The sequence below is a fragment of the Sorangium sp. So ce693 genome, assembly GCF_051521375.1.
Taxonomy (GTDB): domain Bacteria; phylum Myxococcota_A; class Polyangia; order Polyangiales; family Polyangiaceae; genus Sorangium; species Sorangium atrum.
In genome coordinates this window covers 7,018,815-7,032,617 of record NZ_CP150347.1, presented here as the reverse complement: position 1 = coordinate 7,032,617, position 13,803 = coordinate 7,018,815, and the positions used below count along the sequence as shown (strand labels likewise).

General features: G+C 72.4%; 14 protein-coding genes. 6 read left to right on the top strand and 8 right to left on the bottom strand.

Annotated features, from left to right (window positions below):
* Positions 1 to 40: 40 nt before the first annotated feature.
* Positions 41 to 982, bottom strand: coding sequence for a hypothetical protein (locus WMF14_RS26065; protein WP_437790367.1), 942 nt, complete (start codon positions 980 to 982; stop codon positions 41 to 43).
* Positions 983 to 1,333: 351 nt separating this feature from the next.
* On the opposite strand from WMF14_RS26065, the gene WMF14_RS26060 reads away from it, so the two are divergent.
* The 3 genes from WMF14_RS26060 (at position 1,334) to WMF14_RS26050 (ending at position 4,099) form a co-directional block, all read left to right on the top strand.
* Entirely contained in the window at positions 1,334 to 2,122 is a 789-nt protein-coding gene (locus tag WMF14_RS26060; RefSeq protein WP_437790365.1) for an SDR family NAD(P)-dependent oxidoreductase, read from the top strand.
* A gap of 133 nt (positions 2,123 to 2,255) precedes the next feature.
* A complete protein-coding gene (locus WMF14_RS26055) occupies positions 2,256 to 3,638 on the top strand; it encodes an MFS transporter (protein ID WP_437790363.1) in 1,383 nt (460 codons plus the stop codon).
* A gap of 101 nt (positions 3,639 to 3,739) precedes the next feature.
* Positions 3,740 to 4,099 carry a hypothetical protein gene (locus tag WMF14_RS26050; RefSeq protein ID WP_272093569.1) on the top strand — a complete coding sequence of 120 codons (360 nt, stop codon included), beginning with the start codon at positions 3,740 to 3,742 and terminating at the stop codon, positions 4,097 to 4,099.
* A gap of 82 nt (positions 4,100 to 4,181) precedes the next feature.
* Here the strand turns inward: WMF14_RS26050 and WMF14_RS26045 are convergent, their stop codons facing one another.
* Complete coding sequence (locus WMF14_RS26045; RefSeq protein WP_437790362.1) at positions 4,182 to 4,964, bottom strand: hypothetical protein; 783 nt, start codon at positions 4,962 to 4,964, stop codon at positions 4,182 to 4,184.
* Positions 4,965 to 5,213: 249 nt separating this feature from the next.
* Here WMF14_RS26045 and WMF14_RS26040 point away from each other — a divergent pair, with 249 nt between their 5' ends.
* The gene (locus WMF14_RS26040) at positions 5,214 to 5,732 is read left to right on the top strand and encodes a DUF2243 domain-containing protein (protein ID WP_437790361.1); all 519 of its coding nucleotides are present in this window, start codon (positions 5,214 to 5,216) and stop codon (positions 5,730 to 5,732) included.
* On the opposite strand, the gene WMF14_RS26035 is transcribed toward WMF14_RS26040, so the two are convergent.
* The 3 genes from WMF14_RS26035 to WMF14_RS26025 all read right to left on the bottom strand — a co-directional run bounded on the left by WMF14_RS26035 (position 5,706) and on the right by WMF14_RS26025 (position 8,198).
* Positions 5,706 to 6,536, bottom strand: coding sequence for a hypothetical protein (locus tag WMF14_RS26035; protein WP_437790360.1), 831 nt, complete (start codon positions 6,534 to 6,536; stop codon positions 5,706 to 5,708). The genes WMF14_RS26040 and WMF14_RS26035 overlap by 27 nt on opposite strands.
* A gap of 131 nt (positions 6,537 to 6,667) precedes the next feature.
* Positions 6,668 to 7,153, bottom strand: coding sequence for a Cys-tRNA(Pro) deacylase (ybaK, locus tag WMF14_RS26030; protein ID WP_437790358.1), 486 nt, complete (start codon positions 7,151 to 7,153; stop codon positions 6,668 to 6,670).
* Between the two features lie 124 nt (positions 7,154 to 7,277).
* On the bottom strand, positions 7,278 to 8,198 hold the full coding sequence (locus WMF14_RS26025; protein ID WP_437790356.1) for an alpha/beta hydrolase: 921 nt from the start codon (positions 8,196 to 8,198) through the stop codon (positions 7,278 to 7,280).
* A gap of 432 nt (positions 8,199 to 8,630) precedes the next feature.
* Between WMF14_RS26025 and WMF14_RS26020 the strand changes: the two genes are divergently transcribed.
* Together WMF14_RS26020 and WMF14_RS26015 are read left to right on the top strand one after the other, a co-directional pair.
* Positions 8,631 to 10,271, top strand: a complete 1,641-nt coding sequence (locus WMF14_RS26020; protein WP_437790354.1) for a di-heme-cytochrome C peroxidase — start codon at positions 8,631 to 8,633, stop codon at positions 10,269 to 10,271.
* A 124-nt stretch (positions 10,272 to 10,395) separates the two neighbouring features.
* Complete coding sequence (locus WMF14_RS26015; protein WP_437322696.1) at positions 10,396 to 10,983, top strand: hypothetical protein; 588 nt, start codon at positions 10,396 to 10,398, stop codon at positions 10,981 to 10,983.
* A gap of 122 nt (positions 10,984 to 11,105) precedes the next feature.
* Here WMF14_RS26015 and WMF14_RS26010 read toward each other — a convergent pair whose 3' ends face one another.
* The 3 genes from WMF14_RS26010 to WMF14_RS26000 form a co-directional block, all read right to left on the bottom strand.
* Positions 11,106 to 11,339 (bottom strand): hypothetical protein, encoded by a 234-nt coding sequence (locus tag WMF14_RS26010; RefSeq protein WP_437790353.1) that lies wholly within the window; start codon positions 11,337 to 11,339, stop codon positions 11,106 to 11,108.
* Between the two features lie 110 nt (positions 11,340 to 11,449).
* Entirely contained in the window at positions 11,450 to 13,321 is a 1,872-nt protein-coding gene (locus WMF14_RS26005) for a DUF885 domain-containing protein (RefSeq protein ID WP_437790351.1), read from the bottom strand.
* Between the two features lie 126 nt (positions 13,322 to 13,447).
* A complete protein-coding gene (locus WMF14_RS26000; protein WP_272093559.1) occupies positions 13,448 to 13,762 on the bottom strand; it encodes a rhodanese-like domain-containing protein in 315 nt (104 codons plus the stop codon).
* Positions 13,763 to 13,803 lie beyond the last annotated feature (41 nt).

Here is a 13,803-nt window from a genome sequence, read left to right as displayed (position 1 = left end):
GTGGCGCGAAGCTTGGTTGACGCCTACGGGGACGGGAGGATCAGCCGTCGCGCGGCTCGGCCGGCAGGCCGGCGTTCTTGCGGAGGGTGGCGATCAGGCGGTCCATCGCCTCGCGGTAGGTCTTCTGGGCCGCGGCGATGCGCTCCTCCATCGTCTCGTCGATCTGCTTCGCCTGGGTCGCGGCCGAGTCGAGCATCGCCTTGCTGCGCCCGAGCTCCTCGATGCGCGCCTCCGACGTCTTCTTCTCCTCGTCGGTGCGTTTGCCCGAGGACTGGAATGCTCGCTCCGCCTCGACCGCCTCGTCGATCGACTTCTTGATGGTCTCGATCTCCTCGAGCATCCGGCGGAGCCGGAGCTTGTGCTCGACCATGTCGATGTGGACGACGTAGCTCACGAAGCTCACGGCGTCGGCCTGCTTCTCGAGCGTCGCGGCGTTCTCCTTGCCGAGCGAGGCGCGGTAGCGCTCGATGCGGCGGTGCGCCTCGCTGCGCTCGCGGACGTACTTCTCGAGCTGGCGCTCGACGCCCTCCTCGAGCGCGTGCGCCGTGGCGCCGGTGACGTCGACGTCGCACCCCTTCTGCTTGACGACGTACTGCGCGGCGCCGCTCACCTTGCGGGTGAGGTCCTCCTTGTTGTCGTTGAAGAACGCCACGGCGCCGTCGACGGCGCGCACGCGCTCCACGTAGTCGTAGCTCCGGCCCGCCGCGTCCGCCTGCTCGATGACGTCGAGGACCTGCTTCCAGTCCGGCTTCTTGAGCTGGTCGGGATAGGACGCGAACTGCTCCGTGGCGCGCTTCGAGAGGTCCTCGCGCTCGCCAAACGACGTGGCCGTCGCCTGGAGCTCGGCCGGGTAGCGCCCCGCATAGCCGCTCTGCGAGGCCGAGGACGCGATCTCGGGCTCCGGCTTGGGGGCGCTGCAGCCGAGCGCGAAGAGCTGGCCGGTCAGGAAGAGCGCCCCGGCGATGAGGTACGGTCGGTTCATGGACGCCGGCCTATAGCCCAACTCCGCCCCGGCCGCGCGCGCTGCGCGCCGACGCCACCTCGGTCAAGGGTGACGCGACCCACATCCACGCAGCCCGGCGCAACCAGGGCGACGCACGCGCGACACCTCGGCACAAGGAGCCCTGTTGCGCGTCTCGTGCGCGTCGCGTTACCGCGCGGAGAGCGCCGGAATCCCTTCCCTTTCGTACTCGCCCTTGGCATCGTCTCGGGCCCGCTCTGCGCGCTCCGTTTGCGTTCCAGACGGTCGAAGACGGTTGTTCCTTGCTCGGCGTTTCACGAGCACCGGCGCCTGTCATGGAGGCGCCGGCCACCTTCGGGAGGGATGTGAAGCATGGGAGCTCTGAAAGACAAGGTCGTCATCGTCACGGGCGCGAGCTCGGGCATCGGCAGGGCGACGGCGGTCGCGCTGGCCGCCGAGGGCGCCAAGGTCGTCGCGAGCGCGCGGCGCGAGGCGCAGGGGCGCGAGCTCGTCGCGGCCGTCAAGGATCGCGGCGGGGAGATCACCTGGGTCACCGCCGACATGCGGGTCGAGGGCGACGTCGAGGCGCTCGTGAAGGCCGCGCTGTCCACCTATGGTCGCCTCGACTGCAGCTTCAACAACGCCGGAGCCGGCTTCTTGGTGCCGCTCGCCGACCTGTCCAACGCCGACTACGACCTGGTCATGGACACGAACCTCCGCGGCGTCTTCTGGTGCATGAAGTACCAGATCAAAGCCATGCTCGCGAGCGGCGGGGGCTCGATCGTCAACTGCGCGTCGGTGGCCACGTCGCGCTTCTTCCCCGGGCTCTCGATCTACGCCGCCTCCAAGGCCGGCCTCGTCGCGCTCACGCGCACCGCCGCGGTCGAGTACGCGCAGAAGGGTATCCGCATCAACGCGGTGAGCCCCGGCGTCGTCGAGTCGGAGATGGCGACGGCCGGCTGGCGCCTCGACGATCCCCAGGGCCGCGCCTTCGCCGCGTCGCTCCACGCCATGAACCGCGTCGGCGGGCCCCACGAGGTAGCCGCGCTCGTCGCCTTCCTCTTCAGCGACAAGGCCTCGTTCATCACCGGCCAGGAGGTCGCCGTCGACGGCGGCCTCCTCTCGGCGGCGTGGCCCGCCAACTACGCGGGCGGGGGCTGAGCCGCGCGCCGCGGCGGAGCCCGGAGGAGCGCGCCGCGGCGGAGCCCGGCCGGATGCCGCGCGGCTGACCCCGCTGCGCCCGGATCCTTCGGATCCCAGGTTCCCGAGCGTCCGGCGTCCCCATACTGCGACCATGGGTCAGCCTGAAGCGGAGCCGCTCCCCGCGGCGGGTCGTGGTGAGCGCCCGGCGGGCTCCGGCGCGTCGCTCTTGCGCGCGCTCCGCCACCGCAACTACCAGCTCTTCTTCGCCGGCCAGCTCGTCTCGCTGGTCGGCACCTGGATGCAGTCGGTCGCCCAGTCGTGGCTCGTGTACCGGCTGACGGGCTCGTCGCTGCTGCTCGGCACCGTCGGGTTCGCCACGCAGATCCCCGTCTTCCTGCTCGCCCCGATCGGCGGCACCGTGGCCGACCGGCGGAGCCGCCACCGCATCCTGCTCGCCACGCAGTCCGCCGCGATGGCGCTCGCCTTCGGGCTCGGCGCGCTCACGCTGAGCGGGCACATCCAGGTCCCGCACATCCTCGGGTTCAGCGTGCTCCTCGGCGTCGTGAACGCGTTCGACATCCCGACGCGGCAGGCGTTCGTCGTCGAGATGGTGGGCCGGGAGGACCTCGCCAACGCCATCGCGCTCAACTCCTCGATGTTCAACGGCGCGCGGATCATCGGCCCGGCGGTGGCGGGTATCCTGGTCGGCGCGATCGGCGAGGCGTGGTGCTTCGTCGCGAACGGGGTGAGCTTCCTCGCCGTGCTCGCGAGCCTGCTGGCGATGCGCGTCCCGCCCCGTCCGGCCGCCGCCCGGCGCGGCTCCGCGTTCTCCCACACGGTCGAGGGCTTCCGGTTCGTCGCTCGCACGAGGGCCATCCGCGCGCTCCTGCTCCTGCTCGGGGTCGTGAGCGTCACAGCGATGCCGTACGCGGTGCTGATGCCGATCTTCGCCGATCGGATCCTGCGCGGTGGGGCGCAGGGGCTCGGCATCCTGATGGGCGCGTCGGGGATTGGGGCGCTGCTCGGCGCGCTCGTCCTCGCCAGCCGGAGGCGGCTCCGGGGCCTCGGCCGCTGGGTCGCCGCTGCCTGCGCGGGGTTCGGGGTGGCGCTCGGGCTGTTCGCGCTCTCGCGGTCGTTCTGGCTCTCGACGCTCCTGCTCGTGCCCGTCGGCTTCTCGATGATGGTGCAGATGGCGGGGTCGAACACGCTCGTGCAGGCGATGGTGCCGGACGCGCTCCGCGGGCGCGTCATGGCGGTCTACGCGATGATGTTCATGGGGATGGCCCCGCTCGGCGCGCTGCTCGCCGGCTGGCTCGCGGGCAAGATCGGCGCGCCAGCGACCGTCGCCTCGGGCGGCGCGTGCTGCGTCGTCGCGGCGGCGGTGTTCGCCGCGAGGCTCCCCAAGCTGCGGCAGCAGGCGCGGGAGCTCATCATCGCCCAGCAGATGGCCGCCGGGACGCCGCCGGAGCAGCTCACCCAGCCGGTCGCGGTGGAAGCCGCGTCGGAAGAGCAGGGCGCGGCGCGGCCGGCGTGAGCGGGCGGGGCCGGCGCGCTCCGGCACCTCGCATGCACGCGGCGGGTCGAGGCGGGCGTGTGTGCGGTGGACGCACTGCGCGCCGGGCCAGGGAGGGGATCATGGGGCAAAAGGCCAAGCAGCGGTCCGGGGCGCAGGCGCAGGAGAACGGGCGTATCGACGAGGTCGATCAATCGAAGGGGATCTTCCGGCTCGACGGGCCGCACCCCAAGGACGCCGAGCTCCGCGCGCCGGGCTCGCTCGGCGGCGGGCCGTACGATGAATCGGGCCGCGGCGGTCCCGCGGGCTCGCTCGAGCTGCGGGAGACCAGCGCCGAGGCCACGGGCGCAGGCGCGGCGGCCCCGTCCGAGGACGAGCCGCCGCCAGAGAGCGGCGCGACCGAACCGGCGCAGCCGAGAGGCGCGCTGCCCCAGCACGAGGAGCCGAGCGCGAAGGACCGGAAGGCCGCCGGTCAGGGATAGCGGGCGCTGTGCCACGGCGGCGCTCGCGCCGGCGCGAGGTGTCTCGCCGCGCCGGCGGCGATAGCGCCGCCGCCCCGCGCGCTCACCGCGGGGCGACGGCGCTCGCCACGCCGAGGGCGACGTATTTGCCGACGGTACCGGCCACGCCCATCGTGTCTCGGAAGCCCTTCATCAGCCGGCCGGGCAAGACCAGGTCGTCGAGCAGGAAGCCGCCGAGCGCCGACAGCGCACCCGTGAGCGCGCCGCCGCGCTGCCCCGCCGCGTCGAGCGCCTTCTCGTAGCCGATGCCCCACACGAGCAGGCCCCCGGCGAGCGCCGCGATCCCTGCGGGCGTGGCGACCGGGTCGAACCGGCGCTTCGGGCGGCGACCCCCGAGGCCGACCGCCGCTGCCATGGCGTTCATGGCGGCCCAGGGCGATCCGCGCTTGAGGGTGGACGCTGCCATCATCGTGCACATCGTCGCTGCCGTCAGCACGGCGCCGGTCCGCAGCCCACGCGTGACGATCTCGCTCGTCCGGCTCGCCTGCTGAGGGCGCTGCGCCGCTGCGCGAGGCGTCGCCCAGGGAGACCGGGGCATCGCCGCGGGCGGCAGCGCCGTCGCCTCGGGCGGCAGCGCCGTCGCCTCGGGCGGCGAGGCGATCGGCGCGGCGGCCATCGACGCGGCTTCGGGCGGCAGGGACGTCGCCTGGACAGGTGAAGTCACCCCTTCGGCAGCCGGGACCAGCGCCTCGGGCTGATCCAGCTCCGCGCCCTCCTGGCGGCCGACGTGGAGGTAATCCTCTCGGCCGTCATGGTACGTGTAGGGGACCGGCCTGGGACCCTGGTGTTCCGGCTCGGCCGTTCCGGCGGCGTGTTCCGGGTTCATTCGATTGTCCATCTGGCACCTTTCAGCGATTTCTGCGGATACGTGGGCTCCTCTCCTCGGCATGTGCCAACTCCGTGCCAGGTCCGAGCTGGCCAGTCCATGGAGTCGGGGCGCCGTCGGTTCGCGGCCGGCCAAAGCGCCGCGCTCCGGCGTGGCGAACCGGTCGCTCCGCCGGCCCGAGCGATCCGTCCTGCGCCGCCCGACGGCTGTGGTTTGCCGCTCGCATGGGGGCGCGCTCAGGAGGATTTCATGAGCACAGCCCGCCCGTTCGAGATCACCGCCGCCACGAGGACATCACGCGCCGTGAAGACGGCGGGGGTGATCTTCGGTATGGGCGCAGGAGGCCTGATCGACGGCATCCTGTTCCATCAGATCCTGCAGTGGCATCATCTGATCTGCTTCAGCTGCCATCCAGGCGCGACCATCGACGATGTGAGGCGGAACATCTTCGCCGACGGCCTGTTCGGCGTTGTCGCATTGAGCCTCACCGTGGCAGGTGTCATCAAGCTCTGGAGCGCGCTGCGCGCGGGTGGAGCCGAGCTCCCCGGACGGATGCTCCCGGGCGCCGCCGCCATGGGCTGGGGGCTGTTCAACCTGGTCGAGGGGGTGATCGACCATCACCTCCTGCAGATCCACCATGTCCGTCCAGGTCCGGGGCAGCTCGGCTGGGACCTGGCCTTCCTCACGTCCGGCGTCCTGCTCGTGCTGGGCGGCCGGCGCCTGACGCGCGAGGCGCGCCCGTCAGTGGCCGCGCCGGCTCGGATCTGACTCGTCGCGCCAGGCCAGCTGGACCAGGCGGTGCAGCAGCGACAGCGAGGGCGCGTGAGGGCCCACCTCGAGCGACGGAAACGCGCTCGTCAGCTGGGCCACGGCGAACGGCGTTCTCCTGGCGATGAGCAGTTCGCAGCGGCCGCTGAACACCGCGGGGTCCTGGGGCGAAGCGGGGGTGTCCAGCGAGAGCCCCTCCGGGAGCTCTGCGACGGCCCGCCTCAGGTCGTCGAGCTCCTCGGGCGTGAGGCGCCTCTCGTGCGGCGCTCCTGCGCCGTCGCCGTCCGCGCGCAGCAGCGCGTGCGCGCTGGCCTGCGAGCGGAACGGGCCGTCCGAGGAGGGGGACAGCGAGAGCTCGACCTTGATCCAGCGGCGCCCTCCGCCGGCCGGCGCGATGCCCTCGAGGACGAGCAGCCAGTCGGGGGCCGCGGGCCGGCGCGCCAGCGCGCGCCTGGCCCAGCGACGCTGCGCTGCCGGCCCGACCCACGGCGAGAGCCCCGCGTGCCACGCGCGGAACGCGAGCTCATCGCGGTACGCCGCGCCCGGCAGCCACCCCCTGGCCACCCCGATCGACTCCCAGACCGCGAGCCCCGCCGCGAGCGCCGGGCCCACGCTGATGCACTGGACCAGCCCCGGAATGCAGGCGCCGGCCGCCGCGAGCACCGCGCCTCCGGCCGCCGCCGAGGCGGCCAGCTGGACCGCGCCGAGCCCGAGCTCCCACGGCTTGCAGCCCCGGCACCGCTGCCGCAGCTCGGAGGTGCTCAGCTCGCTCGGGTCGCGCACGTCGCAGGCCGCTCTGATCATATCCCTCGTCGCCGCCCGGCGCCGGACCGGAGGCGAGCTCTGCCAGCATACCGCGGATCCGGCGGCGCGAGCGTCCAATCCGCGTCGCCGCCTGGCGACGCGTTCAGTCCGCGTCGCCGCCTGGCGAGCGATCAGTCCGCGTCGCCGCCTGGCGACGCGATGGCGCCGACCTTCGCCCTGGTCGCGCGCAGATAATCGCCGGGAGCGACGAGGATTTGCGTGCCGCGCACACCGGCCGAGATGGAGACGACCTCGAAGAGCTCGATCGTCTCGTCCGCATAGACGGGATAGGCCTTCTTCGCGCCGAGCGCCGTGACCCCGCCGCGCACGTAACCGGTGAGCGGCTGGACCTCCTTCAGCGGCACCGTGTCGACCTTCCGGTCGCCGGTGAGCCTGGCCATCGCCTTGAGATCGAGCTGGGCGTTGCCGGGCACCACCGCGAAGCAGACGCCGTGGCGATCGCCGCGCGCCACCAGCGTCTTCCACACCTGCTCCGGCGGCAGGTCGATTTTCCTGGCCACGGTGCCCGCGGTCAGGTCGCTCGGGTCGACCTCGTAGGTGCGCAGCTCGTACGGGATGCCGAGGCTGTCGGGGATGCGCGCGGCGTTGGTCTTCATGGGGATGGGCCGGGCCCAACCTATACGCGCCGGCTGCGCCGATGACGACCGTGAAGAAGCGCCCCGAGGCCGGCCGAACCGCTTCGTCCGCCTCGCGGGCGTTGCGAGGGCGCGCGGCGCCGGCTCAGCGCGGGCGCCGGTCGTGGAAGAGGAGCATCTCGATGGTGCCGGCCTCGCGGAGCCAGGGCTGGTCGTGCGGGCCCGGCAGGACGCGGAGGGTGTGGGGGATGGACCGCTTCGCGAGCTGCGAGGCGAGGGCGGTGTTCGCGTCGCGGAACGGATCTCCCTCGCTGGTGAGCAGGTGGAGATCGCGCGGCCCGGCCGCGGCGACGGCCCTGGCGAGCCGGTCGGCATAGGAAGCGGCGCGGTGGGCGCTGATGGCGGACTGCACGCCGCCGAGGGCGCCGAAGAGCTCGGGCCTGCGGAGGAACACCTCGACGCCGACGTAGCCGCCGAGGGAGCAGCCGTCGAGCGAGGTGCGGGCCGCGTCGTCGAACGCCGGCGCCTCGGCGCGGGCGCGGGGGAGGACCACCTCGGCGAGCCAGCGCGCGTAGCCGTCGAGCGCCGCGGAGGGGTTCGGGGCCTTGTGGACGTTGGGCGTGAAGGGGCACGCGATGGCCAGGCCGCGGAACGGCCGCGCCGCGAGCGCGGCGTTCACCTCGGCGAGCCGCGCGTCGGTCCAGTCCATGCGGCGCGAGGTGCGCTCGAGCGGAGGGCGGCGCAGCCGCTCGTAGGCCGACCCGAGGCCGTACCGCGAGAGCCACGCGAAGGCGCCGAGGCGCTCGTCGCCGGTCTCGCCGAGGCCGTGGAGGAGCACGAGCAGCGGCACGCGCTCGCCCGGGGCAAGGTGCTTCGGGACGAGCAGCGTGAACCGCCGGCCGAGGGCGCGCTCGCCGGGGACCTGGAGGTCGCGGACGTCGAAGGCGGGCGGGGAAGCGGCGGGGGGCGGCGAGGGCGGCGCGGCGCCGGCGCGGTCGGCGAGGGCGGCGCGCGGGGCGAGCGCTGCGGCGCAGAGGGCCAGGAACGGGCGCCGGTGGAGGACCATGCGCGGAGTGTCGCAGCTCGGCGGCCGTCAGCCAGCCCGCGCTCGCGCTCCCCGTCGCGGCCCGCGGCGTCTACGAGCGGCGTCCGGGAGCGGCGCTGCGCGGGCGGTGGTCTTTCGGGATCTGACGTCAGGTCATCGAGCCCCAGAGTTCCTGGGAAGCCGCTATTTCAACGCACGTCCAAAACACCGAAGCACCGGAGTCGCCCCCTTCGCTGCCCGCGGCTTGACTCGGCTTTGTGCGGTCGTAGGCTCTCTGCGACGGTGTCGCGCCGCTGCGCGCTGTTCTGGATGGATGGACCGCGGCGGCGCGCGGATGGATCCGCATCGTGCTCGACAGAGCCGAGCAGGGAAAACGAGCTATCGACATATTCTGATATGCGGTGTTGGCGACCGCGGGCGTCGCCGCCGGGGCTTGTCGAAGGGGGGACGGTCATGTGGATCCAGATGGGGGCGATCGCGCTCGCGGCGGTCGCGGCGGTCGGCTGCGCGCACGCGAAGGGCGGCCGGGGCGCGGGCGATGTCGTGTACCTCGACCAGGGATGGGGCGAAGCGGAGCGCCGGATCTTCTACCGTGCCTCCCAGGGCGCCAGGTTAGTCCCGCTCGGGTGGTTCCTTGCGCTCGAGCGGGAAGACGGCGCCGAGCGGTTCGCCGCGAGCGACTATGTGGCGCGCTATCGCTTCATCGAAGATCGGGACGCGAAGAACAACCCGGAGCGCCTCCCGGTGGGGTTCGCCAGGGACGTCGATCCCGCGACGGGCGAGGTGTACGTCGGGTTCACGTGCGGGACCTGCCACACCCGCCAGATCTCCTATCGTGGCGCGAGGATCCGGATCGACGGCGGCCCTGCGGCGATCGACGTTGTCGCCTTCACCGACGCGCTCTTCGGCGCGCTCGACCGTACGCTGAAGACGCCGGAGAAGCTGGATCGCTTCGCCAGGGCGGTCCTCAAGGACCGTTACGGTGAGGACTCCACGCGCGCCTTGCGAGCGCAGATGGAGAAGATGCTGGAGGTGGCCCGGCTGCAAGCGTTCACCGGGGGCGCGGCGGGGCCCCACGCCGCCGTTGCAGGGTTTGGCAGGCTGGACGCGCTCGGGCGCGCCGGCAACCTGCTGTTCGGTCAGCTCAATCCGGAGAACCTCCGCGCGGTCGACGCGCCCGTCGACTATCCCCACATCTGGGATGCGCCGAGCTACGACTGGGTCCAGTGGAACGGATCCATCTCGCAGCCGATGGGGCGCAACATCGGGGAGGCCCTGGGGGTGGGCACGCACACGCGGCTCGACCCCGCGCCACAAGGGGCGGGGATGCACCTCCAGTCGAGCATCCGGGTGGACAACCTGCACCTGATCGAGCAGCAGGTCGAGAAGCTCCGCTCGCCGCGCTGGCCGGAGCACCTGCTCGGCAGCATCGACCGCGAGCGGGCGGCGCGCGGCGAGCGTCTTTACCGCGCGCACTGCGCGAGCTGCCACGACCCGGGGCTGACTCCCCCGGATGAGCACGGCAAGCGCTTCCGGGTAGCGACGATGTCCCCGCTCGAGCTGATCGGCACCGATCCGACCCACGCCGTGAATTTCAACGAGCGCACGGCGGATCTCGGGGCGCTCGGGCTCGGGAAGATGGGGATGGCGCAGGCGCTGGAGCTCGGAACGTCGGCGATCCGCGAGTTGAAGTACGACGAGTACGGCCTGTCGGCGGAGCAGCGGCTCGCGTGGGACGGGTATCGCCCGAACCGGTGGCGCGCGCCGCGCGCGTACAAGGCGCGCGAGCTCAACGGGATCTGGGCGACGGCGCCGTACCTGCACAATGGCTCCGTCCCGAGCCTGTACGAGCTGCTCCTGCCGGCGGACCAGCGTTCGAAGAGGTTCTATCTCGGCAGCACGGAGTTCGACCCGAAGCACGTCGGCCTCCAGGTGAAGCCCTTTCGGGGAGGGTTCGAGCTCGTGACGGAGATCCCCGGCAACTCGAACGCCGGGCACGAATACCGCGACGGGCCGCGCGGAAACGGCGTCATCGGGCCCGCGCTGACCGAGCAGGAGCGCTGGGATCTGGTCGAGTACCTGAAGACGCTGTGACGGGCGCGCCTGGCGGGACGCGCCGAGCGGCGGCGGCGCGGGGGGAGCGCCGCCTTCGGGCCTGCCGGAGGGGGCTCGATGGTCGCCGCGGAGGACGTCCAGGGCTGCCAGGTGCTGACAGGAAATGCCCGAGGCGTGCGCGGCGGGGTGGACGCGCCGGGCGCGCAGCGAGTACACCGAGGCGCCCATGGACACGACGCACGACGCGACGGACGCGACGGACGACGAGGTCGGGCAGACGCGCCCGATCCGCCCTGAAGATCAGGACCCCAAGCTGTGGAAGGGGAACGGGTGGACGGCGCGGGTCATCAAGAACGAGGACGACGACGGGTGGGCGGTCGAGATGACGTGCGACGGCCAGAGCGAGCCCGCCCTTGTGGGGCCGTGGACGATGGGGCGTGACAAGAAGAACCCGAAGCCCCTCGACGCGAGCGCCTTCGCCACCCTGGTGAAGACGGCGAACGAGGTCCTTTCGCGGCACGCCCAGCAACGCCGGGCGCAGCTGCACCGGAGCGTGACGACGGTGGTCGAGGGCGGCGCCCGGATGCGGGTGGACCTCGACATCGTGCCCGACGAGGACGATCCGCACGCCATCCTCACGGGGCGAGACGCGGCAGGAGAGACCGTGAGGCGGTCGAGGGTGCCCCCGGACTTCAAGCTCACCGCCGAGAGCGCGCGGACGTGGCTCGAAGAGGGCGTTCCCGAGCCGTGACGGGCCGCAGCCGGCCATGGGCCCGGTGATCTGGCGATGAGCCAGGCCGAGCTCCGCCCGTGCCAGATCAGGGGCGGGCGCTGGCTCAGCCGCAATGAGCTACAGCACAGCGGGATCCAGGCTCAGCCCGTGTGGATCGGCGTCCAGGCCGGCGGGTCGCTCGCCGGGAACGACTCGTCCGACGCCTCGTCCACCGGCTCCCACGCCTCGCGCTGCGAGCGCGCCCCGCTGCGATCGAGCGGCGTCTGCGGGCTCCGCTCCTTGCGCATCTTCGCCCTCGTCGCCTCGGGTCCGGTCTCGGGGCCTTCAGGTGCTTCCGGCTGTCGCTCCGTCGCCTTCTCCTCGCTCGTTCCCATGCGTCACATCCTCCGGCGCTCCCGTGCCCGACACGACAGGTGGAGCCGGCGAGGCGTGCCGCAAGGGGACCCCGCGCTGGATCGAGGCCGCCTTCGCTCGCTCTCCTCGCTCAGCGCTCCGGCTGAGCCTCGACGAATCGCTCGAACACGGCCTTGCGCAGCAGCTTCGGCGGCAGGATCCCCTGGGCGAGCACGAAATCGTGAAATCGCTGCGCATCGAAGCGAGGGCCCATCATGGACTCGACCTCTGCCCTGAGCTCCATCAGCCGGGTGAACCCGTAGAAATACGACGTCGCCTGTCCCGGCGCGCGGAACGTGTAGCGCTCCACCTCGGACTGAGCGAACGGCGCCGACAGCACCACTTCCTGCTCCAGGAAGGCGCGCGCGGCCGCAGGCGTGATCTTGCCGGCCTGGAGCTCCGGGTCCAGGAAGGCGCGCGCGGCCCGCAGCAGGCGGTATTGCAGCGAGACGAGCTGGCCGTCGGGCGGCATGAACGGGAACACGAGGGCCTCGGAGTACACCCCCCACCCCTCGACGTTGGCGCTGTTCATCGCGAAGACCGCCCGGGCGATCGAGACGCCGCGCTCGACGAGCGACGCGAACTGGAGCTCGTGTCCGGGGCGCGCCTCGTGGGCGGTGAGCGTCCATGACGCTGCCGCATGAGTGAAGTCATCGACCTTCTGCAGCTCGTCGCCGGCGCCGGGTGGGCCCGGGAGGCTGAGCGGCAACACGAACTCCCCCTCTTCCCCCTGGTTGCCGATCAGCCGCGGCGGCCGCATGTGGGGCGCTGGCGACTCGGCGCTCTCGGCGGCGGTGCCGAGCCGGATGCGCGCAGGCCGCTCGGGCAGCGTGACGAGGCGCTCTTTCCTGATGATGTCCTCTATCTGGGCGAGCCGCGCCTCGTAGTGCGGCAAGATGGCCTCGCCCACCAGCTGATCTTTCTTCAGGGCGCGGAGCACGTCGCGGTAGTCCGCGCCTGGCAGCTTGCGTTCCCTGGCGACCGATACCGAGAGCTCCTGCATCTGCGCCGTCAGATCCTCGAAGGCGGCGTGGGCCAGGGGCGCGAGCTCGGCGGGCGGCAGGTCGACGCCGTGCGACTCGAGCGCGAACGCATAGAGCGGCCGCGGCAGCGCGAAGTCGGTCCGCGCCCGGGGGAGCACGTCGTCGCGCAGCGCCGCGTCGTACGCCTCGAGCTGGCGATCCAGCGCCGCGAGCGGCTCGTCATGGCCGCTGATGCCGTATTTCCTGAAGAGCTCGCCGATGCCCTCGCGGACGCGGGCGTTCGTGGCGAGGTGCCGCTCGATCTCCATCCTGGGCGGGGCGAGCAATCCGGGCTTCTCGAGGTCCTGGAGGAGCCTGGACATGGCCTGCTCGGCGATCGGCACGTAGCCCGCCTCCAGGCCGGCATAGCGCCGGAGGCGCGTGCGGGCCGCGGCCCGCCGCGCCGGCGGCACCCGGTCGTCCAGCAGGTTCGAGATGCCCTCGAACACGAGCCCCGTGACGTTCACGTAGGTGACGCTGTGCTTCTCCTCGAGCTCCGAGCTGCGGACGGCCCGGTCCGCGGCGTCCAGCAAGATCTGCAGATCCTCGGCGACCGCCGGGTCCTTCTCGGTCTCTCGTCGTTTCTGGAGCTCCACGATGGCCGCGCGGTAGGCCGCGCGCTTCTGCGCCTCGACCCCGGGCGAGAGGTCCGAGATCTCCCGGTCGGCGCGCTCGACCCCCAGGTAGCCGGCGCGCTCCGGCGAGAACCGGACGAGCACGTCGAGGAGGACCTTCGCGTGCTCGTTGCTGCGCTCGACCCAGGCCGGGAGCCGCCGGGCCGTTGCTGGTGCCGAGCGCGCGACGGGCGTCGTGCTAGCGGCCGCCGAGGGCGCCGGCGAGGGCAGGGGAGCCGGCCCGGCCGCGGGAGGCGGGGCGCCGCGGGCGCATGCAGCGCCGAACAGGGGAATGAGGAGGAAGGTGCGGAGCGCGCGCAGGTCCATGCCGCACACCTTGTGACGGCGGCGCCGCGCGCCAACCGCAGCGCGGCGCAAACCGAGGCGCGCGCCGCGATCGGCGGCACCACACAAGCGCCTCGCGCGACTCCTGGATGTTCTCTATCGAGCAGCTCAGCTGTGCTCGAGCGGAAGCCCCGCCTTGACCCAACCGCTCGTGCCGCCATCCAGGTTGTAGAGCTGGTTGAACCCGAGCCGCTCGGCGAGCTTCGCCGCCGTCAGGCTGCGGGCGCCCTTCGCGCACACGAACACCACCCGATCGCGCGGCAGGGCCCGCTGCGGATCCGCTCTCAGTTGATCGAGGGGCACCAGCCGCGCGTGCGGCACGTGTCCGACCGACCACTCGCGTGGCTCACGCACATCCACAACGTCAACCTCCCCGCTCTTGATCAGCTCGTCCGCGTCCCTGGGCGATATCGTCTGGATCATGCGTCCATTATAACGGACGCGTACGACAGTGGCAACCCGGG

Bases quoted from the DNA above. Each gene is read 5' to 3' on its own strand.
- WMF14_RS26015 (WP_437322696.1), top strand. From the start codon at position 10,396: ATGCCCGAGGCGTGCGCGGCGGGGTGGACGCGCCGGGCGCGCAGCGAG.
- WMF14_RS26005 (WP_437790351.1), bottom strand. From the start codon at position 13,321: ATGGACCTGCGCGCGCTCCGCACCTTCCTCCTCATTCCCCTGTTCGGC.
- ybaK (WP_437790358.1), bottom strand. From the start codon at position 7,153: ATGAAGACCAACGCCGCGCGCATCCCCGACAGCCTCGGCATCCCGTAC.
- WMF14_RS26035 (WP_437790360.1), bottom strand. From the start codon at position 6,536: ATGATCAGAGCGGCCTGCGACGTGCGCGACCCGAGCGAGCTGAGCACC.
- WMF14_RS26050 (WP_272093569.1), top strand. From the start codon at position 3,740: ATGGGGCAAAAGGCCAAGCAGCGGTCCGGGGCGCAGGCGCAGGAGAAC.
- WMF14_RS26040 (WP_437790361.1), top strand. From the start codon at position 5,214: ATGAGCACAGCCCGCCCGTTCGAGATCACCGCCGCCACGAGGACATCA.
- WMF14_RS26055 (WP_437790363.1), top strand. From the start codon at position 2,256: ATGGGTCAGCCTGAAGCGGAGCCGCTCCCCGCGGCGGGTCGTGGTGAG.
- WMF14_RS26065 (WP_437790367.1), bottom strand. From the start codon at position 982: ATGAACCGACCGTACCTCATCGCCGGGGCGCTCTTCCTGACCGGCCAG.
- WMF14_RS26020 (WP_437790354.1), top strand. From the start codon at position 8,631: ATGTGGATCCAGATGGGGGCGATCGCGCTCGCGGCGGTCGCGGCGGTC.
- WMF14_RS26000 (WP_272093559.1), bottom strand. From the start codon at position 13,762: ATGATCCAGACGATATCGCCCAGGGACGCGGACGAGCTGATCAAGAGC.
- WMF14_RS26025 (WP_437790356.1), bottom strand. From the start codon at position 8,198: ATGGTCCTCCACCGGCGCCCGTTCCTGGCCCTCTGCGCCGCAGCGCTC.
- WMF14_RS26010 (WP_437790353.1), bottom strand. From the start codon at position 11,339: ATGGGAACGAGCGAGGAGAAGGCGACGGAGCGACAGCCGGAAGCACCT.
- WMF14_RS26060 (WP_437790365.1), top strand. From the start codon at position 1,334: ATGGGAGCTCTGAAAGACAAGGTCGTCATCGTCACGGGCGCGAGCTCG.
- WMF14_RS26045 (WP_437790362.1), bottom strand. From the start codon at position 4,964: ATGAACCCGGAACACGCCGCCGGAACGGCCGAGCCGGAACACCAGGGT.